General features: G+C 66.9%; 20 protein-coding genes. 9 read left to right on the plus strand and 11 right to left on the minus strand.

The window, feature by feature from the left end; all coding sequences use genetic code 11:
• Window positions 1-14: 14 nt before the first annotated feature.
• The 3 genes from QP609_RS13810 to QP609_RS13820 form a co-directional block, all read right to left on the minus strand.
• Window positions 15-650, minus strand: coding sequence for a glutathione S-transferase family protein (locus QP609_RS13810; protein WP_014647724.1), 636 nt, complete (start codon window positions 648-650; stop codon window positions 15-17).
• 57 nt (window positions 651-707) lie between these two features.
• Window positions 708-1046, minus strand: coding sequence for a hypothetical protein (locus tag QP609_RS13815; protein ID WP_046431623.1), 339 nt, complete (start codon window positions 1044-1046; stop codon window positions 708-710).
• A gap of 125 nt (window positions 1047-1171) precedes the next feature.
• On the minus strand, window positions 1172-2689 hold the full coding sequence (locus tag QP609_RS13820; protein ID WP_014647726.1) for a fumarate hydratase: 1518 nt from the start codon (window positions 2687-2689) through the stop codon (window positions 1172-1174).
• 146 nt (window positions 2690-2835) lie between these two features.
• Between QP609_RS13820 and QP609_RS13825 the strand changes: the two genes are divergently transcribed.
• The 4 genes from QP609_RS13825 to QP609_RS13840 all read left to right on the plus strand — a co-directional run bounded on the left by QP609_RS13825 (window position 2836) and on the right by QP609_RS13840 (window position 7190).
• Window positions 2836-3732 carry an RNA polymerase sigma-70 factor gene (locus QP609_RS13825; protein WP_134809082.1) on the plus strand — a complete coding sequence of 299 codons (897 nt, stop codon included), beginning with the start codon at window positions 2836-2838 and terminating at the stop codon, window positions 3730-3732.
• A 36-nt stretch (window positions 3733-3768) separates the two neighbouring features.
• Window positions 3769-4221, plus strand: coding sequence for a carboxymuconolactone decarboxylase family protein (locus QP609_RS13830; protein WP_046431628.1), 453 nt, complete (start codon window positions 3769-3771; stop codon window positions 4219-4221).
• Window positions 4222-4459: 238 nt separating this feature from the next.
• Entirely contained in the window at window positions 4460-6331 is a 1872-nt protein-coding gene (locus tag QP609_RS13835; protein ID WP_075076679.1) for an ABC transporter ATP-binding protein, read from the plus strand.
• Between the two features lie 79 nt (window positions 6332-6410).
• The gene (locus QP609_RS13840) at window positions 6411-7190 is read left to right on the plus strand and encodes a ferredoxin--NADP reductase (protein WP_014647730.1); all 780 of its coding nucleotides are present in this window, start codon (window positions 6411-6413) and stop codon (window positions 7188-7190) included.
• A 75-nt stretch (window positions 7191-7265) separates the two neighbouring features.
• Here the strand turns inward: QP609_RS13840 and QP609_RS13845 are convergent, their stop codons facing one another.
• Window positions 7266-7745 (minus strand): glutathione peroxidase, encoded by a 480-nt coding sequence (locus QP609_RS13845; RefSeq protein ID WP_014647731.1) that lies wholly within the window; start codon window positions 7743-7745, stop codon window positions 7266-7268.
• Between the two features lie 130 nt (window positions 7746-7875).
• Here QP609_RS13845 and QP609_RS13850 point away from each other — a divergent pair, with 130 nt between their 5' ends.
• Window positions 7876-10044: a M3 family metallopeptidase gene (locus QP609_RS13850; RefSeq protein WP_014647732.1), complete on the plus strand. Its 2169-nt coding sequence runs from the start codon at window positions 7876-7878 to the stop codon at window positions 10042-10044.
• Window positions 10045-10195: 151 nt separating this feature from the next.
• Here the strand turns inward: QP609_RS13850 and cfa are convergent, their stop codons facing one another.
• The 3 genes from cfa to QP609_RS13865 are packed head-to-tail and all read right to left on the minus strand — an operon-like array spanning window position 10196 to window position 12552.
• Window positions 10196-11311, minus strand: a complete 1116-nt coding sequence (cfa, locus tag QP609_RS13855) for a cyclopropane fatty acyl phospholipid synthase (RefSeq protein ID WP_126411165.1) — start codon at window positions 11309-11311, stop codon at window positions 10196-10198.
• Between the two features lie 19 nt (window positions 11312-11330).
• Entirely contained in the window at window positions 11331-12212 is an 882-nt protein-coding gene (locus tag QP609_RS13860; protein WP_197621050.1) for a DUF3298 and DUF4163 domain-containing protein, read from the minus strand.
• Between the two features lie 37 nt (window positions 12213-12249).
• A complete protein-coding gene (locus QP609_RS13865) occupies window positions 12250-12552 on the minus strand; it encodes a GNAT family N-acetyltransferase (RefSeq protein ID WP_006455911.1) in 303 nt (100 codons plus the stop codon).
• 208 nt (window positions 12553-12760) lie between these two features.
• On the opposite strand from QP609_RS13865, the gene QP609_RS13870 reads away from it, so the two are divergent.
• Window positions 12761-12922, plus strand: a complete 162-nt coding sequence (locus QP609_RS13870) for a hypothetical protein (RefSeq protein WP_014037806.1) — start codon at window positions 12761-12763, stop codon at window positions 12920-12922.
• A gap of 43 nt (window positions 12923-12965) precedes the next feature.
• Here the strand turns inward: QP609_RS13870 and QP609_RS13875 are convergent, their stop codons facing one another.
• A complete protein-coding gene (locus QP609_RS13875; RefSeq protein ID WP_014647735.1) occupies window positions 12966-13592 on the minus strand; it encodes a rhomboid family intramembrane serine protease in 627 nt (208 codons plus the stop codon).
• 7 nt (window positions 13593-13599) lie between these two features.
• On the minus strand, window positions 13600-15165 hold the full coding sequence (locus tag QP609_RS13880; RefSeq protein WP_134809087.1) for an oligopeptide:H+ symporter: 1566 nt from the start codon (window positions 15163-15165) through the stop codon (window positions 13600-13602).
• A gap of 162 nt (window positions 15166-15327) precedes the next feature.
• Between QP609_RS13880 and QP609_RS13885 the strand changes: the two genes are divergently transcribed.
• A complete protein-coding gene (locus QP609_RS13885; protein ID WP_049405898.1) occupies window positions 15328-16176 on the plus strand; it encodes an endonuclease/exonuclease/phosphatase family protein in 849 nt (282 codons plus the stop codon).
• 131 nt (window positions 16177-16307) lie between these two features.
• On the opposite strand, the gene QP609_RS13890 is transcribed toward QP609_RS13885, so the two are convergent.
• Window positions 16308-16919, minus strand: a complete 612-nt coding sequence (locus QP609_RS13890; RefSeq protein WP_005410310.1) for a superoxide dismutase — start codon at window positions 16917-16919, stop codon at window positions 16308-16310.
• 219 nt (window positions 16920-17138) lie between these two features.
• Between QP609_RS13890 and QP609_RS13895 the strand changes: the two genes are divergently transcribed.
• Together QP609_RS13895 and QP609_RS13900 are read left to right on the plus strand one after the other, a co-directional pair.
• Window positions 17139-17591 (plus strand): ribonuclease domain-containing protein, encoded by a 453-nt coding sequence (locus tag QP609_RS13895; protein ID WP_041863621.1) that lies wholly within the window; start codon window positions 17139-17141, stop codon window positions 17589-17591.
• Complete coding sequence (locus QP609_RS13900; protein ID WP_014647739.1) at window positions 17591-18004, plus strand: barstar family protein; 414 nt, start codon at window positions 17591-17593, stop codon at window positions 18002-18004. The genes QP609_RS13895 and QP609_RS13900 overlap by 1 nt, the downstream gene beginning before the upstream one ends.
• 83 nt (window positions 18005-18087) lie before the next feature.
• On the opposite strand, the gene QP609_RS13905 is transcribed toward QP609_RS13900, so the two are convergent.
• Complete coding sequence (locus tag QP609_RS13905; RefSeq protein ID WP_197621051.1) at window positions 18088-19854, minus strand: hypothetical protein; 1767 nt, start codon at window positions 19852-19854, stop codon at window positions 18088-18090.
• Window positions 19855-19864 lie beyond the last annotated feature (10 nt).

The raw sequence follows: 19864 nt of genomic DNA on the forward strand, positions 1-19864 counted from the left end.
GTCCCCTTTTCTGGTTACCGCCAGTCGGTGATGCCTTCGCGGCGGTAGGCCTCGGCGAACGCCGGGCGCGCCTTCATCGAGGTGGCATGTGCCTTGAGCGACGGCCAGGTGTCACTGGGCCTGGGCATGTTGCGCGACCAGCGCATCAGCATCACCAGCATGTAGTCGACCACGCAGGGCGTGGCGCCCAGCAGGTAGGGCCCATGCGCCAGCAGGTGCGTGGCCACATGCTGCCAGGCCGCTTCCAGGCGCTGTCGCGCCATCTCGCGACTGGCCTCCACGTTTGCCTCGCCCGCCACCTCGTGCGGATAGAACCAGGCGCGATAGGCCGGCTGCAACGTATTGGCACACCAGAACATCCAGCGGTAGGCATCGGCGCGCTGCGGCGTGCCCAGTGCCGGCAACAAACCGGCGTCCGGATGGCGGTCGGCCAGGTACAGGGCGATCGCCGCCGCTTCAGTCAGTACCAGGCCATCGATCAGCAGCGTCGGCACCACGCCGGCCGGATTCAGTGCCAGGTACTCCGCCGACTTGTGCTCGCGCGCGTCGAAATCCAGCAGCACCAACTCGTGCTCGATGCCGAGCTCGATCAGCAGCCAGTGCACCACCAGCGCGGCGGTGCTTGTCGAACCATACAGCGTGGTGCTCATGCGGCGGATCCTGTGCAGGTGGGCCGGCCGATTATGCGCCCGTGCGGGAGCCGTCGCTCAGCCGCAGCTGCTCATGCAGGTATCGCGGCGCTCGCCACAGGACATCATCGGCGCGCGCAGCGTGCAGTCATGCGTCTTCAGTTCGCAGGCACGGCGCAGGTCCGGGTTGTCCACGTCCTTGCAGCGCTTGTCCGGCGCCGGCACCATCCGCTGCTCGCAATTGCTCTGGCGGCTGCCGAGAGAGTCATTCTGCGCCATGCAGCTGCGATAGCCGGCCTGGCACTGCATGCGGCATTGCGCCGATGCAGGGAAATCCGCGCCTTCGTACGACGCCGGGGTGCTGCAGCCGGCCAGGGCCAGCAGCACGCCGGCCACGATGAAGCGATGCAGGGCCATGGACACGTCCTGTGCGAGGGTGTGCCGACCGTAGCAGAGCCAGGGCTACAGGCGTGTTAATCCTGCCTCCAGATACAGCAACGGCGCCACAGGGGCGCCGTTGTCCGGACCGAAGCGTGCGGGAATTACTCCACCACCACCGGAATCTTGCCGATGCGGGCCTGCCACTCGCGCGGGCCGGTCTTGTGCACCGATTCGCCGGCGGAGTCGACGGCCACGGTCACTGGCATGTCCTGCACGGTGAACTCGTAGATCGCCTCCATGCCCAGGTCAGCGAAACCGACCACCTTGGCCGCCTTGATCGCCTTGGACACCAGGTAGGCCGAGCCACCGACGGCCATCAGGTAGGCCGACTTGTGCTTCTTGATCGCCTCGATCGCGGCCGGGCCGCGCTCGGCCTTGCCGACCATGCCCAGCAGGCCGGTCTGTGCCAGCACCTGCTCGGTGAACTTGTCCATGCGGGTCGCCGTGGTCGGGCCGGCCGGGCCCACCACTTCGTCACGCACCGGATCGACCGGGCCGACGTAGTAGATGAAGCGGCCCTTCAGATCGACCGGCAGCTGCTCGCCCTTGTTGAGCATGTCGACCATGCGCTTGTGCGCGGCGTCGCGGCCGGTGAGCAGCTTGCCGTTGAGCAGCAGGGTCTGGCCCGGCTTCCAGCTGGCCACGTCTTCCGGGGTAATCGTATCCAGGTCCACCCGGGTGCCCTTGGATGCGTCGTAGGTCAGCTTCGGCCAGTCTTCCAGCGACGGCGGGTCCAGCATCACCGGGCCGCTGCCATCCAGGGTGAAGTGCGCATGGCGGGTGGCCGCGCAGTTCGGGATCATCGCCACCGGCAGGTTGGCCGCGTGGGTCGGGTAGTCGTTGATCTTGATGTCGAGCACGGTGGTCAGGCCACCCAGGCCCTGCGCACCGATGCCCAGCGCGTTGACCTTCTCGTACAGCTCCAGGCGCAGCTCCTCGATGCGGTTGGACGCACCACGGGCCTGCAGCTCGGTGATGTCGATCGGCTCCATCAGCGCTTCCTTGGCCAGCAGCATCGCCTTCTCGGCGGTGCCACCGATGCCGATGCCCAGCATGCCCGGCGGGCACCAGCCGGCGCCCATGGTCGGCACGGTCTTCAGCACCCAGTCGACAATCGAGTCGGACGGATTGAGCATGGCGAACTTGGTCTTCGCTTCCGAACCACCGCCCTTGGCGGCGACGATCACGTCGACTTTGTTGCCCGGCACCACCTTGACGTTGACCACGCCCGGGGTGTTGTCCCTGGTGTTGATGCGCTTGCCTGCCGGATCGGCCAGCACCGAGGCGCGCAGCTTGTTGTCCGGGTGCATGTAGGCGCGGCGCACGCCTTCATTGGCCATGTCTTCCACGCCCATGGTGGCGTCATCCCAACGCACGTCCATGCCGATTTCCAGGAACACGGTGACGATGCCGGTGTCCTGGCAGATCGGGCGGTGGCCCTCGGCGCACATGCGCGAATTGATCAGGATCTGCGCCATCGCTTCCTTCGCGGCCGGCGACTCCTCGCGCTCGTAGGCGGCGGCAAGGTTCTTGATGTAGTCGACCGGGTGGTAGTACGAGATGTACTGCAGCGCGTCGGCGATGGACTGGATGAGGTCTTCCTGCTTGATCGATGTCACGTCTTGCTCGCTTGCTCGAGGCTGGCGGGGGTAATCCACCCATTTTACCCCCTCCCCCGGCCCCGGGGTGGTAGTGCCGGCCGCTGGCCGGCAAGATTCCCCCGACGCTCTGTCACGCCACGCGCCACTGCGGCGTCCTTGCCCACATGAACGCCGAAACCGCTTTCCAGACCCACCGCCCGCGCCTGATGGCGCTGGCCTACCGCCTGCTCGGCAGCCGCACCGACGCCGAAGACGTGGTCCAGGACGCCTGGCTGCGCTGGTCCGGCGCCGATCCTGCGGCCGTCCGCGATGCCGAGGCCTGGCTGGTCACCACCACCACCCGGCTCGGCCTGGACCGGCTGCGTGCGGCCAAGCGCGAGCGCGTCCACTACGTCGGCCCATGGCTGGCCGAACCGCTGGCGGTCACCCTGGAGCCGGACCCGGCGCCCGGTCCGGCCCAGCTGCATGCGCTGGCCGACGACGTCTCGGTCGCTTTCCTGACCCTGCTCGAACAGCTCGGCCCGGAGGAACGCGCCGCCTTCCTGCTGAAGGAGGCGTTCGACCACGACTACCGTGAGATCGCCGAGCTGATCGGCCACAGCGAGGCCAACTGCCGGCAGCTGGTGCACCGTGCCCGGCAACGCCTGCAGGCCGGACGACCGCGCTTCAATGCCGATGCCAGCCAGCACCGGCAGCTGCTGGCGCGCTTCATGGAGGCCTCGCAGCGCGGCGACAGCGACGCGATCCAGGCCCTGCTGCACGCCAACGCGGTACTGGTTTCCGACGGCGGTGGCGTGGTCACTGCGGCGGTGCGGCCGCTGCTGGGCGCCGAACGCATCGGCCGCCTGTTCTGGGCCATCGCCCGCCGCGGCGCGGTGCATCCCGCCCAGCTGGGCTACGTCAACGGCGAGCCGGCGATCCTGCGCTTCCAGGGTGAGCGCCTGCATTCGGTCACCACCATCGAAGTGGTCGATGGCTGCATCGCCAACGTGTACAGCGTGTTGAATCCGGAAAAGCTGCCGGGTGTTGTCACGCGCGATGACGGTACGGCGTCCTGGTAGTGAAAGGCGGCCACCGTGGCCGCCGTGGAGCCGAAAATGTCCGACCACGCCTCTCCCCGCGTCCCCTACACCCGCCTGGCCGCCGAGGCCTTCAAGGGCCTGCTGGCCACCAGCCAGGCCGTGCATGACAGCTCGATCGATCCGACCCTGATGGAACTGGTGTTCCTGCGCGTGTCGCAGCTCAACGGCTGCGGCTACTGCATGGACATGCACGGCACCGCGCTGCGCAAGGGCGGCATCGAGCCGCGCAAGCTGGACACCCTGCCCGCCTGGCACGAAAGCCGCTTCTTCGATGCACGCGAGCGCGCGGCACTGGGCTGGGCCGAGGCGCTGACCCGGCTGACCGACGGCGCGCCGTCGCAGGCCGCGTTCGATGCCCTGGCACCGCACTTCGATGAGAAGGGCATCAGTGACCTGAGCATGGGCATCGCGGTGATCAATGCCTGGAACCGCCTCGGTGCGGGGTTGCTGCCGCCGCTGCCGGCCTGACCCACCCCGCCTTCGACAGTTCACCGGTGATGCCGGTAGGTGTCGACCTTGGTCGACACGGTAGATCCACGCAATGCGTGGATGCAGGAGGGTCAGATCCCTTCGCTTCGCGAAGGGATCTGACCCGCTGTGGTCGCTGGGGTCAGAGCCCTTTGCCGCGCAAAGGGATCTGACCCCGGTGCCGGCAACACAGCTGCACTGACTCCCCCTGCACGTATCACGCGCGCACAATACGCGCATGCCTGCCATCCCCCCCGTTGGGGCTGCCGCCGCGAAGAAACCCAGCCTGCGCCAGCGCTTCAAGGCGATGCGCAACCTGCCGCCGTTCCTGCGCATGGTCTGGCAGACCAGCCCCGCGCTCACCCTGGCCAGCCTGGGGCTGCGCCTGATCCGTGCGCTGCTGCCGGTGGCGATGCTGTACGTCGGCAAGCTGATCATCGACAGCGCCCTGCACCTGAGCCAGCACGACGCCGGTTTCCCGCCGCTGGGCGAGGCGCTGTCCAGCGGCATGCTCAATCCGCTGCTGGGCCTGCTGGCGCTGGAATTCGGCCTGGCCATCGCCTCGGACCTGCTCGGCCGGCTGGTCAGCTATGCCGACGCGCTGCTGTCGGAACTGTTCGCCAACGTCACCAGCATCCGGCTGATGGAACACGCGGCGACGCTGGATCTGGAGGACTTCGAGGACCCGGACCTGCAGGACAAGCTGGACCGCGCGAGGCGCCAGACCATGGGCCGGATGAACCTGATGAGCCAGCTGTTCGGCCAGGTGCAGGACGCGATCACCGTGGCCAGCCTCGCCGTCGGCCTGCTGGTCTACGCGCCGTGGCTGATCCTGCTGCTTGCGCTGGCACTGGTGCCGGCCTTCATCGGCGAATCGCACTTCAACGCGGCCGGTTACAGCCTCAACTTCCAATGGACGCCCGAGCGCCGCCAGCTCGACTACCTGCGCCAGCTCGGTGCCAGCGTGGAAACGGCCAAGGAAGTGAAGATCTACAACCTGCACCGCTTCCTGGTCGAGCGCTATCGGCGCCTGTCGGTGGCGCTGTTCCAGGCCAACCGTGCCCTGGCACGGCGCCGGGCGTTCTGGGGCACGCTGCTGGCTGCGCTGGGTACGCTGGGCTATTACACCGCCTACGCCTACATCGCCTGGCGCACGGTGCGCGGCGATTTCTCGATCGGCGACCTGACCTTCCTTGCCGGCAGCTTCCTGCGCCTGCGCCAGCTGCTGGAAGGCCTGCTGATCGGCTTCTCGCAGGTGGCCAGCCAGGCGCTGTACCTGGACGACCTGTTCTCGTTCTTCCAGATCGAGCCGGAAATCCACTCGCGCGAAGGCGCCATACGCGTGCCGCAGCCGATCCGCCAGGGCTTCGTGTTCGAGAACGTCGGCTTCCGCTATCCCGATGCCGAACAGTGGGCGGTGCGCCACCTCGATTTCCAGCTGCAGGCCGGCGAAGTGCTGGCCCTGGTCGGCGAGAACGGCGCGGGCAAGACCACGCTGGTGAAACTGCTGGCACGGCTGTACGAGCCGGACGAGGGCCGCATCCTGCTCGATGGCCGCGACCTGCGCGACTACGACCTGGACGACCTGCGCGCCAACCTCGGGGTGATCTTCCAGGACTTCGTGCGCTACAACCTCAGCGCCGGCGAGAACATCGGCGTCGGCCAGGTCGAGGCCATGGACGACCGGGCGCGCATCGCCGACGCCGCGCGCCGCGGCATGGCCGAGGAAGTGATCGAGGAGCTGCCCGGTGGCTACGACCAGCTGATCGGCCGCCGTTTCAAGCAGGGCGTGGACCTGTCCGGTGGCCAGTGGCAGAAGATCGCCATTGCCCGCGCATGGATGCGCAATGCGCAGGTGATGATCCTGGATGAGCCAACGGCAGCACTGGATGCGCGCAGTGAGTTCGAGGTGTTCCAGCGGTTCAGGGAACTGGCGGATAATCGCACCGCCGTATTGATTTCCCACCGTTTTTCCTCGGTCCGCATGGCCGATCGCATCCTGGTGCTGGCCGATGGCCGGATCGAGGCCAGTGGCACCCACGCCCAGCTGATGGCACAGGGCGGCCGCTATGCCGAGCTGTTCGAGCTGCAGGCGGCGGGTTACCGCTGAGAACGCCTCTCGTTCCGCCCAATGAGAACCCGTCTCATTTGAGATAGAATTCCCCCGACGACTTTTGACAGATACGCCCATGTCCTCCGCTTTTGGCGCCGAAACGGTGCTTGAGGTCCGTCACTGGACCGACGCCTACTTCAGTTTCACCACCACCCGCGACAGCGGCTTCCGCTTCGAGAACGGCCAGTTCGTGATGATCGGCCTGGAAACCGAGGCACGGCCGCTGCTGCGTGCGTACTCCATCGCCAGCGCCAACTGGGAAGAGCATCTGGAGTTCTTCAGCATCAAGGTGCAGGACGGCCCGCTGACCTCGCGCCTGCAGCACATCAAGCCGGGCGACAAGGTGCTGGTCGGCAAGAAGCCCACCGGCACCCTGCTGATCAGCGACCTGCACCCGGGCAAGAACCTGTACCTGCTGGGCACGGGTACCGGCATGGCGCCGTGGCTGTCGGTCATCAAGGACCCGGAGACCTACGAGCGCTTCGAGAAGGTGATCCTCTGCCACGGCGTGCGCTACGAAAAGGATCTGGCCTACCGCGATTACTTCGAGAGGGAGCTGCGTGAGCACGAGTTCCTGGGCGAGATGATCGGCGACAAGCTGCTGTACTACCCGGCCGTCACCCGCGAGCCGTTCGCCAACCAGGGCCGCCTGACCTCGCTGATGGAAAGCGGCCAGATGCAGCGCACCCTCGGCCTGCCGGAGCTGAGCCCGGAAAACGACCGCGCGATGATCTGCGGCAGCCCGCAGATGCTGGCCGACCTGCGTGCTGTGCTCGATGCCCGTGGTTTCCAGGTTTCGCCGCGCATCGGCCAGCCGGGCCACTACGTGTTCGAGCGCGCGTTCGTCGAGAAATGATGCTGCAACGGTGGTGCCGGCCGCTGGCCGGCTCTTCCTGGCCCACGGGGTTGCCGGCCAGCGGCCGGCACGACCTCACAGCAGCGCTTCGATCTCGCCGCGCAGCTGCTCCGGCCGGGTGGTGGGCGCATGCCGCGACACCACCCGCCCCTGGCGATCGACCAGGAACTTGCTGAAATTCCACTTGATGCGGGCACTGCCGAGCACGCCGCGCTTCTCCCGCGCGAGCCACCTCCAGAGCGGGTCGGCCCCCTCGCCGTTGACCTCGATCTTTTCCGACAGCGGGAAGCTGACCGGATAGTCCAGCGAACAGAACTGGCGGATCTGCGCGGCATCACCGGGCTCCTGCGCGCCAAACTGGTTGCACGGGAAGCCGATCACCACCAGGCCGCGCTCGCGGTAGTCCTGCCACAGCTGCTCCAGCCCGGTGTACTGCGGGGTGAAGCCACAGCGGCTGGCGACGTTCACCAGCAGCAACGGGTGGCCCTGGTACCGGGCCAGCGCCTGCGGCTGGCCGTCGAGGTCACGGAAGCTGAAATCGTAGGCAGTGGTCATGGCAGCGGGCCGTGGGCGGTGAATGCATGGTACCCGCGCCCGGCCCCGGCAACATGCCTTTTGACACAAGTGCAGTCGCCGCCGGCCGGGTTACCCTCGGGACCTTGTTTGCCTTACCGGAGCTTCTACCTTGACCACTCGACTTGCCCTTGCCGTGGCCATGTCCCTCGGCCTTGCCCTGCCCGCCTTCTCGGCCGGCGCCGCCACCCCGGCTGCCAGCACCAATGCCCAGCAGGCCAACCCGTTCTTCGCCGAAAGCCCGCTGCCGCTGCACTTCCCGCAGTTCGACAAGATCAAGGACAGCGACTTCGCCCCGGCCTTCGACGCCGGCATGGCGCAGCAGCTGAAGGAAGTGGAGGCGATCGCCAACAACAAGGCCAAGCCGACCTTCGACAACACCATCATCGCGCTGGAAAAGAGCGGTGACATCCTCGACCGTGCGACCACCGTGTTCTTCAGCCTGGTCGGCGCCGATACCAACGACACCCGCAAGAAGCTGCAGGCCGACTACTCGGCGAAGTTTGCCGCGCACAGCGATGCGATCGCGCTGAACGGCAAGCTGTTCGCCCGCATCCAGGCGCTGTACGACACCCGCAGCCAGCTGGGCCTGGACGCCGAAGGCGTGCGCCTGGTCGAGAAGTACTACGACAATTACGTGCGCGCCGGCGCCAAGCTGTCCGAGGCCGACAAGGCCACGCTGAAGGACATGAATGCCGAACTGGCCAATCTGGGCACCAAGTTCAGCCAGAACGTGCAGTCGGAAGTGAACGCTTCGGCAATCACTGTCGACGACGTCAAGGAGCTGGCTGGCCTGTCCAAGGAGCAGATCGCCGCCGCCGCCGAAGCCGCCAAGGCGCGTGGCCTGGAAGGCAAGTACGTGATCACCCTGCTCAACACCACCGGCCAGCCGCCGCTGACCAACCTGGCCAACCGCGCCCTGCGCCAGAAGATCTACGAAGCCTCGACCACCCGCGGCAGCCGCGGCGGTGAGTTCGACAACACCGCGCTGGTCTCGCGCATCATGCAGCTGCGTGCCGACAAGGCCAAGCTGATGGGCTTCCCGAACTTCGCCGCCTACAACCTGACCAACCAGACCGCCAAGACCCCCGAAGCGGTCAACGCGATGCTGGGCAAGCTGGCTCCGGCCGCGGTGGCCAATGCCAAGCGCGAAGCCGCCGACCTGCAGGCGATGATCGACAAGGAGCAGAAGGCCGCGCGCAAGCCGACCTTCCAGCTGGAACCGTGGGACTGGGCCTTCTACAGCGAGAAGGTGCGCCAGGCCAAGTACAACTTCGACGAGTCGCAGCTGAAGCCATACTTCGAACTGAAGAACGTGCTGGAGAACGGCGTCTTCTACGCCGCCGGCCAGGAATTCGGCCTGACCTTCAAGCAGCGCACCGACCTGCCGGTCTACCACGATGACGTCACCGTCTACGACGTGTTCGACGCCGATGGCAGCCAGCTGGCGATCTTCATCTTCGATCCGTATGCACGCGCCTCCAAGCGTGGCGGTGCGTGGATGAACTCCTACGTCTCGCAGTCCAAGCTGACCGGCTTCAAGCCGGTGGTCGCCAATCACCTGAACATCCCGAAGCCGCCGGCCGGCCAGCCGACCCTGCTGACCTGGGATGAGGTGAACACCACCTTCCACGAGTTCGGCCACGCCCTGCACGGCATGTTCTCCAACGTGAAGTACCCTTACTTCTCGGGCACCTCGGTGCCGCGCGACTTCGTCGAGTTCCCCTCGCAGGTCAACGAGATGTGGGCCGACAACCCGGTCATCCTGAAGAACTACGCCAAGCACTACCAGAATGGTTCGGCGATGCCGCAGGCCCTGCTGGACAAGGTGATTGCCGCATCGAAGTTCAACCAGGGCTTTGCCACCACCGAATACCTGGGGGCGGCGATGCTGGACCAGAACTGGCACCAGATCGGCCCGGACCAAGTGCCGGCGGCCAAGGACGTGATGGCCTTCGAGCGCGCCGCGCTGGAGAAGGACGGCATCTACTACGCGCCGGTTCCGCCGCGCTACAAGACCCCGTACTTCAGCCACATCATGGGCGGCTACTCGGCCGGCTACTACGCCTACATCTGGTCGGAAGTGCTCGACGCCAACACCCAGAAGTGGTTCAAGGACAACGGCGGCCTGAGCCGCAAGAACGGCGACCACTTCCGCGCCACCCTGCTGTCCAAGGGCGGCAGCGTCGACGCGATGCAGCTGTTCCGCGATTTCGCCGGCCACGAGCCGCAGATCGAACCGCTGCTGGAAAAGCGTGGCCTGACCGGCGCCGGCAACTGATCGCCAGCGCTGTCGCCTGAAACGAAAACCGCCCGGGAGACCGGGCGGTTTTTTGTTGTGGTCGGGGTCAGAGCCCTCTTCTGCGAAAAGGGATCTGACCCCGGGGTCGGATCCCTTTCCGACGGAAAGGGATCCGACCCCAGCCACGCCATCAACGCGGCGCCACGTACCCACCCGGCACGCCTTCCGGCGACAGCACCAGCTGCCACAGCTGCGCGTGCCGGCAGCGGAAGGTGGCCATCGACCCGGCCAGGTAGAAGCGCCACATGCGCCGGAAGTGCTCGTCGTAGTGCGCATCCAGCCGCGGCCACGCTGCTTCCACGTTGCGCCGCCATGCCTGCAGGGTCAGGTCGTAGTCGGTGCCGAAGTTGTGCCAGTCCTCCAGCACGAAACGGCCTTCGAACGCCTTGGTGATCTGCACCGCCGACGGCAGCATCGAGTTGGGGAAGATGTAGCGTGCAATCCATGGATCGGTGCGATGCCGTGAGACGTTGGTGCCGATGGTATGCAACAGCAGCAGGCCACGTGGCGACAGGCAGCGCTTGGCCACTTCGAAGAAACCGGCGTAGTTCTTGTCACCGACGTGCTCGAACATGCCGATCGAGAAGATCGCATCGAACGGTTCGTCCAGTTCACGGTAATCCTGCAGGCGGATCTCGATCGGCAGGCCAGCGCACAACTGCCGCGCGAACTCGGCCTGCTCCTGCGATATGGTCACGCCGACGCCGCTGACACCGTAGCGCTCGGCGGCGAACTTCAGGGCTTCGCCCCAACCGCAGCCAATGTCCAGCACGCGCTGGCCCGGGCGCAGGCCCAGCTTGCGGCAGACCAGGTCGAGCTTGGCCTCCTGCGCTGCATCAAGGTCATCGGCGTTGCGCCAATAGCCACAGCTGTAGACCAGGCGCTGGCCGAGCATGGCCTGGTAGAGATCATTGCCGAGGTCGTAATGGCGGCGACCGACTTCGTAACTGCCCTGCCCCGCCTGCAGGTTGAACAGGCGCGCCTTCAGCGCGTCTGCCACTTCGCGCCAGCCGTGCACCCGTTCATCCAGGTGCGCCTGCATCAGGTGGACGAGGAATTCATCCAGGACATTGGCATCCCACCACCCCTCCATGTAGCTCTCGCCCAGGCCGAGCGAGCCGTGGCCCATGACCCGCGCGAAAAAGCGCGGGTCATGCACCTGGATGTCCTGTGGCTGGGTGCCGCCGATGCGGACCCCGGCTTCGTGGAGCAGGCCGGCGACCCGCTCCTGCAACCCTGTATCCACGCCACCTCCTCGACTGCGGTCAACCGCGTGCGAACAGCTCCACGTAGTCCTTGGCCACGTGCGGCAACAGCACCGCTGCCGGTACATCGGCGGTCTGGGTGCCGTCCGAGTATGGACCCACCTGGTACGGCGGGAAAACAAAGCGCAGCGCGGTGATCTGCCCCTTGTCGTCGGTCAGTGGCTGGAACTGGCTGAAATTGTCGGCCTGCGGGCCGGTTCCGTCGGCGATCATGCGCGATGCGTTGCGCAGCGATTCCTGCAGCTGGGCCGGGTCCATGTCCTCGCCACTGAGGCGGGTGGCCACGCGTTCGCGCAACTGGTCGGCGACGAAATCGCTGATCGCCTTCCAGCCCTTGGCATCGGCCACAAGCTTTTCGGCGCTGAGCATCTGCTGCTGCTGCGGCAGCCACACGAAGCGCGCCACCAGCGGTTCGCCGTGGGCGCCACCCGTGTAGCGGCTGCCGTCGGCACTGACCACCACCAGCTGCGGGGTTTCAAGCAGCTTCTCGAAGCTCAGCGACAGCTCGTAGGGCATGGTCGGCTTGTCGTTGCCCAGCCCGTCCAGCGCCTGCTGCAGGTCGCTGCGCGCACTCGTGGCATAGCTCTGCAGCGCGCGGGCCAGGCCCGGATAACGGTCGATACCGGCCGGGTAGCTGATGCCCACCACTTCGCGCTCGTTGTTCTCGATCACGTCGCGCAGATCCAGCGGCGCTTCCGTGGCCGGCGTTTCGCCCGCGACCGTCGCCTCGGCGGCGGGCGCCGCGTCGGTCGCCGGTGCCGGCTCGCTTTCACGCTGGCAACCGGCCAGCAACAGCACGCCCACCACGCCGGCCAACACGCTGCCGTGCAATGGCCGGTTGTTTCCAATCTTCATCGGGATCCCCTGTTCATGTTTGTACATCATCGCCTGCCATGGCTGAAGCGTGACCCGCTGGCGTTCAGCCAACGAGCAGGTCGTGGTACTCCTCGTGGCGCTGCAGGAAGGCTTCGGCGTAGGAACATGCCGGCACCACCTTGTATTTCTGCTCGCGCGCGAAACGCAGTGCCACGCGGGTCAGCTCACCGGCGATGCCACGGCCGGCGATCGGCTCGGGCACCTCGGTATGGGTGATGACCATGCGCCTGCGCTTGATCTGGTAATCGAGCACCGCCAGCTGTCCGCGCACACGTGCGGTGAAGCGGTGGTTGGCCAGGTCGTGCTCGACCTCATAGGCCAGACCGGGGGGCGTGACCGAAGCCATGGAACTGTCTCCTGCGGCGACTGCGTGGATGGTGCGCAGCCGAGCGCCATGATCGCGTGAAGCCTGAACAGGGGCAAGTCCAGTCCATTCACGTCAGTTTTCGCCCTCAAGCTGGAGGCGGGCCGGCCGCTATCGCCTATGGAGGGGTACGGCCAGGCTGGCACGACCCTTGCGACCGTTGACCATGCGCACCACCGTGGAGGCTCCCATGCACGCCAGCAATTCCCATTCCGATACCGACCGCGCCCTGCTGGAGGGCCTGCTGCAACTGGCGGTGGAAGGGCAGACCGAGGATCAGGATTTCCAGCGCATCGGCGAGGAAGTGTTCGCCCGCCTGCTGGATACCTACGGCCAGCAGACCGCAGCCTGACCCGGCCGGGGCGGATCGGACCCGATCCGCCCCGCTACCCGCATCAACCGCCGCCGAGGCGGAAGGTCGGGTTGGAGAGTTCGCGCAGGAAGTGGGTGAAGATGCTCGGCTGCATGGCCAGCATGAAGATCACGCCAAACGCCGCACCTGCCAGGTGCGCGCTGTGGTTGATGCGGTCGCCACCGCGCCTGTCCATCCAGATGCTGTAGCCGACGTAGAACGCGGCATAGATGATCGCCGGTGCCGGGATGAAGAACACCAGGATGATCGACCACGGCTTGATCAGGATGAAGGCGAACAGCACCGCCGATACCGCCCCGGACGCCCCGAGGCTGAGGTAGTTCGGGTTCTTCTGGTTCTTCAGGTAGCTGGGCAGGATCGAGACCAGCAGCGCGCCGATGTAGAACGCCGGGTAGGTCAGGTAGCTGCCGGTCAGCTGCACCATCACGCTCTCGATGAATCCCCCGAAGAAGAACAGGGTGATCATGTTGAAGATCAGGTGCGACCAGTCGGCGTGGATGAAGCCATAGGTCACCAGCCGGTCGTACTGCCGGTGACGGTCGATGGCCGGCGGCCACAGGATCAGGCGGTCGGCCAGCTTGCGGTTGTTGAACGCCATCCACGACAGGATGGCGGTGATGGCGATCAACAGCAGATTGACGGGGGTCATGTCAGGCTCAGGCGGTACGGTAGTTGTCGACCATACGATAGCGTTTCGCGTACCAACCGAAGGCCAACGCCGCGACGAAGGCGAAGCCGGCGAAGAAGAACATCAGGAACGCCGCTTCGCTCAGGCCCGTGCCCGCGATCTGGTGGGTGACCGTGTCGTTGCGCACCGCTGCGTTGGACAGCAGCACCCACAGGTTGCCGATGGTGGTGGTCAGGTTCCAGAAGCTCATCACCACGCCCTTCATCGCCTGCGGTGCCTGGCTGTAGGCGAACTCCAGGCCGGTGGCCGAGACCAGCACCTCACCGAAGGTCAGCAGCGCGTACGGCAGCATCTGCCAGAAGATCGACATGGCGTTGCCGCCGTCCATCACCACCTGGATGCCACCCACCACGATCCAGGCCAGGCCACTGAAGGCGATGCCGGCGGTCATGCGGCGCAGCGCGGTCGGTTCGAAGCCGAAGCGGCGCAGGGCCGGATACAGCACCAGGTTGTTGAACGGAATCAGGATCATCACCAGCAGCGGGTTCAGCGCCTGCATCTGCGAGGCGGTGAACCAGCTTGGCATCTGCATCTGCTGGCCCTGCAGGACCCAGGTCGAGGCCTTCTGGTCGAACAGCGAGAAGAACGGCGTGGTCAGCGCGAAGATCACCAGCACGCGCAGTACCGAGCGCACGCCTTCCACGGCTTCGGCCGGATGCTGGCCACGGGCGCGGTCCAGCTGCAGCCAGGTGCCGCCACCGATGCCGGCAAGGATGGCCACCAGCGCCAGGCACAGGCAGATCACGATGCCCAGCGAACCGACCAGGCCGAACGAGGCCACCGCCAGCGCCAGGCCAAGCACGGCGATCACCAGGCCCGGACGGCCCTGGCCAGCCACGCGCGTGGTCAGCGCGGTACGCACCACGTTGGCGAACGAATGCGGGTCCTTCGGCGGCAGCGGCACCAGCACGTAGCGCCTGCGGCCCAGCCAGAACACGAAGGTAGCGATGAACATCAGGATGCCCGGGATGCCGAACGCCCACTGCGGGCCCCAGTTCTTCAGCACCAGCGGGATCAGCAGCGAGGCGAACAGCGAGCCGAAGTTGATGATCCAGTAGAAGGCGTCGAAGACGATCTTGGCCAGGTGCTTGTTGCTCTGGTCGAACTGGTCGCCCATGAACGAGGCCACCAGCGGCTTGATGCCGCCGGCACCGAGCGCGATCAGGCCCAGGCCGAGGAAGAAGCCCTCGCGGCTGTTCTCGAACAGCGCCAGGCACAGGTGGCCGGCGCAGTAGACCAGGCTGAACCAGAGGATGGTGTGGTACTTGCCGAAGAACCGGTCGGCCAGCCAGCCACCGAGCAGCGGGAAGAAATACACGCCGATCATGAAGCTGTGCATGATGTCCTTGGCTTCACCGGCACGGCCTTCGGCAGTGATTTCCTGCAGCAGCAGCGAGGTGATCAGGAACTGCACCAGGATGTTGCGCATCCCGTAGAAACTGAACCGCTCGCAGGCCTCATTGCCGATGATGTACGGAATCTGGCGCGGCATCTTTCCCTGGCCGGCGATGGGGGCGACTGCGTCGTGGCTCATCCTGTAAGGCATTCCTGCAAAGCGAAAGGCGCAAGGTTACCGGAACCGGGGCTTGCGAAGCACGCTGCAGGGCTGCATGACAACGGTGCCAATCCATGGCAGGCAGTGCAGGCCCTGCCGGAAGTCACGGCACCTGCACGACAAAAGCGTAAACTTATCGTTATGCGCCCCCTCGCCCACGCCCGCCTCCTGCTCAGCTGCCTTGCGCTGTTGCTGGCGTTGCAGGCGCAGGCACGACCACAGGCGCCGGCCGCCGTTGCCAGCGAGAGCGACCCCAGGCAGCTGACGGTCGCCGCGCTGGAGCTGCCCAGCCGCGATGACGCGCAATGGAAGCAGCGCCGCGAGCAGGTCGCACAGCTGCTGACCGAGCTGCAGCCGGACGTGATCTCGGTGCAGCAGGTGCTGCAGCAGCAGGGCCGCAACCCGGCCTGCTGGCTGGCCAGCCGGCTGCGCTACAGCTGCGACTTCGTTACCGCCGATCCGCCCAGCCAGCCGCTGCGGCATGGCAACGCCATGCTGACCCGGCTGCCGGTCAGCGAGGACGGCGTGACCCTGCTGCATCCTCCCGGCACCTTCAGCGCGGCCGGCATGATGCGGCTGAGGCTGGGCGAGGCGCTGGTCAACATCTATGTGGCGCGGCTGCGCCCGGACCCGGACGAGGCCAGCGCCCGCCAGCACCAGACCAGCGACCTGATGACCTGGATCGGCGCCACCGCCGAAGGCATGCCGAGCCTGATTGCCGGCGATTTCTCGGCCAGCACGGTGGAACTGGTGCGCAGCACGCCGGGGTTCCAGCCGGCCCGGCGCAATCCCGGCGGCCGTGCCGAGGCGCCGGCGGCCAGTGGGGGCGGCAGCAGCGGCCACGGCCTGGATGTGCTGTTCCAGGTCAAGCATTTCGGCGGCATCCGCCAGCAGCCGATCCTGCTGCCGGCCGACGGCGACCTGCCCGGCCTGCGTCTGGGTGTGATGGCGACCCTGCGCCTGCAGGGCGATACGGCCACTGCGGAATAGGTAGTGCCGACCGCTGGCCGGCTCCCCCGGTACTGCACGGTTGCCGGCCTGCGGCCGGCACTATCGAACGACTGCTGCAACAGAAAAGGCCGGGGTCTCCCCCGGCCTTCTCATGTCATCCCGTCACGCGATCAGGCGATCGCTTCCTGGTAACGGCGCTCGACTTCGTTCCAGTCGATGACGTTGAAGAACGCGCCGATGTATTCCGGGCGGCGGTTCTGGTACTTCAGGTAGTACGCGTGTTCCCACACGTCCAGGCCGAGGATGGGGGTGTTGCCTTCCATCAGCGGGCTGTCCTGGTTGCCGGTGCTCTCGACCACGACCTTCTTGTCCGGGGTCACGCTCAGCCACGCCCAGCCACTGCCGAAACGGGTCAGCGCGGCCTTGGTGAAGGCATCCTTGAACTTGTCGAAACCGCCCAGGTCCTTGTCGATGGCCTTGGCCACGTCGCCCACCGGGTTGCCGCCGGCATTGGGGGCCATCACGGTCCAGAACAGCGAGTGGTTGGCATGGCCACCACCGTTGTTGCGCACCGGGCCCTGCAGGTTCTCCGGCAGCGACTTGAGCTTCTTCACCAGCTCTTCGACCGGCAGGTCAGCGTACTCGGTGCCTTCCAGCGCCGCGTTGACGTTGTTGATGTAGGTCTGGTGATGCTTGGTGTGATGGATTTCCATCGTCGCCGCATCGATATGCGGTTCCAGCGCGTCGTAGGCGTAGGACAGCTTGGGCAGGGTGTAGGCCATGATGCATCTCCTGATTGCGAGGGCACCCGACGATGTCGGGCGGTGCGCGGTGAATGATGGGGACAGACCGCCAGATTACCAAGGGGGATGTAAAGGAAATTGCGTCCTGCCAGTGAGCACGACGGCAATTGTTACGCAGCAGTGACGCAGCGCGCTCCTCATGCACCGTGCAGCGCACAGGCGCTACAGTGCGTGTACTACCCTCGCCCGCCCCTGCCCATGCGCAACCCCCGGCTGCTGATCACCGCCATCGCCCTGCTGCTGCTCGGCCTGGTCGCCAACCATTTCCTGCAAAGGCCGCCAGCGCCGCAGTTCGCGCCCGACCTGCAGGGCACGCCTGTCGCGCGCGCGCCGGCCACCGCCTCGCCCGGCAAGGACAGCGGACTTCCCGCGTTCCTGCCCGCCGAAGCGCGCGCGACCATCGCCCTGATCCAGCGTGGCGGTCCATTCCCGCACCGCCAGGACGGCAGTACCTTCGGCAACCGCGAGCAGCAACTGCCGCAGCGCGCGCGCGGCTACTACCGCGAATACACCGTCGACACCCCTGGCGCGCGTACGCGTGGCACGCGCCGCATCGTCACCGGCGGCGATCCGCCGGAAGCGTGGTACTACACCGACGACCATTACGCGTCATTCCGCAGCTTCACCGTACCGGCCCAGGGAGCGCAGTGATGAGCCACGATGATTTCGGCCTTGGCCTGCATGACATCAACAACGCCGGCGTCTACGCCATCGACAGCGACGACATCGGCGCACTGGCCGCGGCGATGCGCGATGCCGGCCTGAAAGTGATCCGCATCGATCTGGAGGGCGTCGCGGACAAGCGCACCCTGCTCGCCCGTTTGGCCGCACAGCTGGATTTCCCGGCCGGTTTCGGCGGCAACTGGGATGCGCTGTCGGACAACCTGCGCGACCTGCAATGGCTGCCGGCCAATGGCTACGCGCTGTTCCTGGCCGACGTGGACGCGCTGCGCGCCGGTCCGCAGAAGGACTTCGACACCCTGCTGGACGTGATGGACGAGACCAGCCGTGACTGGGTCGGCCGCGACGTACCGTTCTGGGTGTTCCTGTCGCAGAGCGCGTAAGGTCACTGCCTTGGCCGGCATGCACTGACGCCTTGGCAGAGGCCAAAGCGCGGGCCGGCCAGCACGTCGGCGCGGCCCCCTGCCTAGCGGCTCCCGTTGTCTTCCTGCAGTTCCTTCTTGAACGGGATGTCCGGCGGCGGTCGTGCCACGGCCGGCTGGTCCTGCATGTTGGGGTTGGTCAGGCCACAGCCGCCACCGGCCTGCAGGATCGAAATGACGCAGGAGATCCTTGTGTTGGTGCCCGGCAATGGAATCTCCATCGCCTTGACGCCCTTGCGCACCCATTCGGCCAGCAGCGATTCCTGCGGCACCCAGTATTTGTCGAACGAGGTCGGCGTGTAGTCGTACGGCGGGCGCTTCAGCCAGGTGCCGGACTGCGCAATGCGCTCCTTGCTCCAGCCGTCGTTGGCACCGCCGGGCGCACCGCGCGCGGCATGGCCATCGCCCTCCTGGCCAGGCACGCGCACGCTGCCATCGGCATTGAACAGGCCGCTGCCCTTGCCGGCGGTACTGGCCTGGCGGGTACCGTTGCTGCTGCCGTCGCGGTTGCGGCTGGAAGACCCCCAGTCATCGCCCTTGGCAGGTGTCGCCCAGTTGCCTGGATCAGGCGCCGGGCGCGCTCCCGCGTTTGCGGGTGTGCTGCTGGATGCTGACGGACGCGCGCTGCTGCTCGCCTGCGTCGCGCTGCCCTGGGCCGCAGTCGCAGGCGTCGCCGTGGCACTGCCACTGGAGGATGCCGGCGCTGCCACCGGTGCCGAGGCCACTTCACGTTCCCGCACCTGCACGTCGCGGCCAGTGGGCGCGCGTACGGCGGGCTCACGCCCGGCCACCGCCGCCATCCGCACCTGCGGATCGGCCACGGCCTGCACTTCACGTTCGCGCACCTGCACGTCCTGCTGCGGCACGCGCACCTGCACTTCCGCGCTGCGCAGCAGGCGGGGAGCGACCGGCGCGTCGACCGTACTGACTTCGCGTTCGCGCACCTGGATGTCACGCACCTGCGGCGTGCGCACGGCCAGTTCCGGGGTACGCACCGGGCTTGGTGTCGGCGGCGCCTGCACCGGCTGCACGCTGCGCTCGCGCACGGCGGGTGTGCTGTCACGCGGCACGACGCTGACTTCGGTGCGCGGCACACTGACCGGCGGCACCACGAAATCTGTGCTGGCCTGCGCGACTTCGGTGGCCTGGACGGGCGAAGGCGGCGGCGCGGCCACCGGCGCCGGCTCGGCGTCGGCCGGCGGTGGTGGAACGCTGGCGGTCGGCGCGGATGCCGGGGATGAGGCGGTGGTTTCGGCAGCCACCGGACGTGGCGCAGGGGCCGAGGCAGCGCCCGCCTCCTGGCCCGGCGCAACCCGACCTGCCGCCGCAGCCGCAGCCGCAGCCGCTTCGGCGCCCGGCTGATCGCCACCGCCTTCCTGCGACGCGCGGCCGACGAACTCCACCTGCACGCGCTCGCCCTCGGTGCCCTCTTCGTCCGGCGCGCTGGTACGGATCACCGCCACCCACAGCAACAGCACGAAGAACAGCAGGTGCAGCAGTGCACTGACCAGTGCCGAGGTCCAGCGCATCCAGCGCTGGTCGCGCGGCGCGGCGTCCCAGTCCTGCCAGAACAATCGGCGCAGTGCCTGCCACGGCGACAGCCGCGGCGACTGGCCTGGCGGGCCCGGCAGCGGGCGCGGCAGGAAAACTGCGATCACCTCGCGGGCATGGAACGGCCGCGGCAGTGGCCCCAGCGAGCGCAGCCACAGCGCCCAGCCATAAGGCAGGCGCGTGGACTTCTCGAGGACGGCGCGGGGCTGCTGGCGCGCCAGCAGCAGATCAATGAGTTGCTCGGCCCGGGTCAGAGGCACGCGTCAGCGA

The sequence above is a fragment of the Stenotrophomonas sp. 8(2023) genome, from assembly GCF_030345295.1.
Lineage (GTDB): Bacteria > Pseudomonadota > Gammaproteobacteria > Xanthomonadales > Xanthomonadaceae > Stenotrophomonas > Stenotrophomonas muris.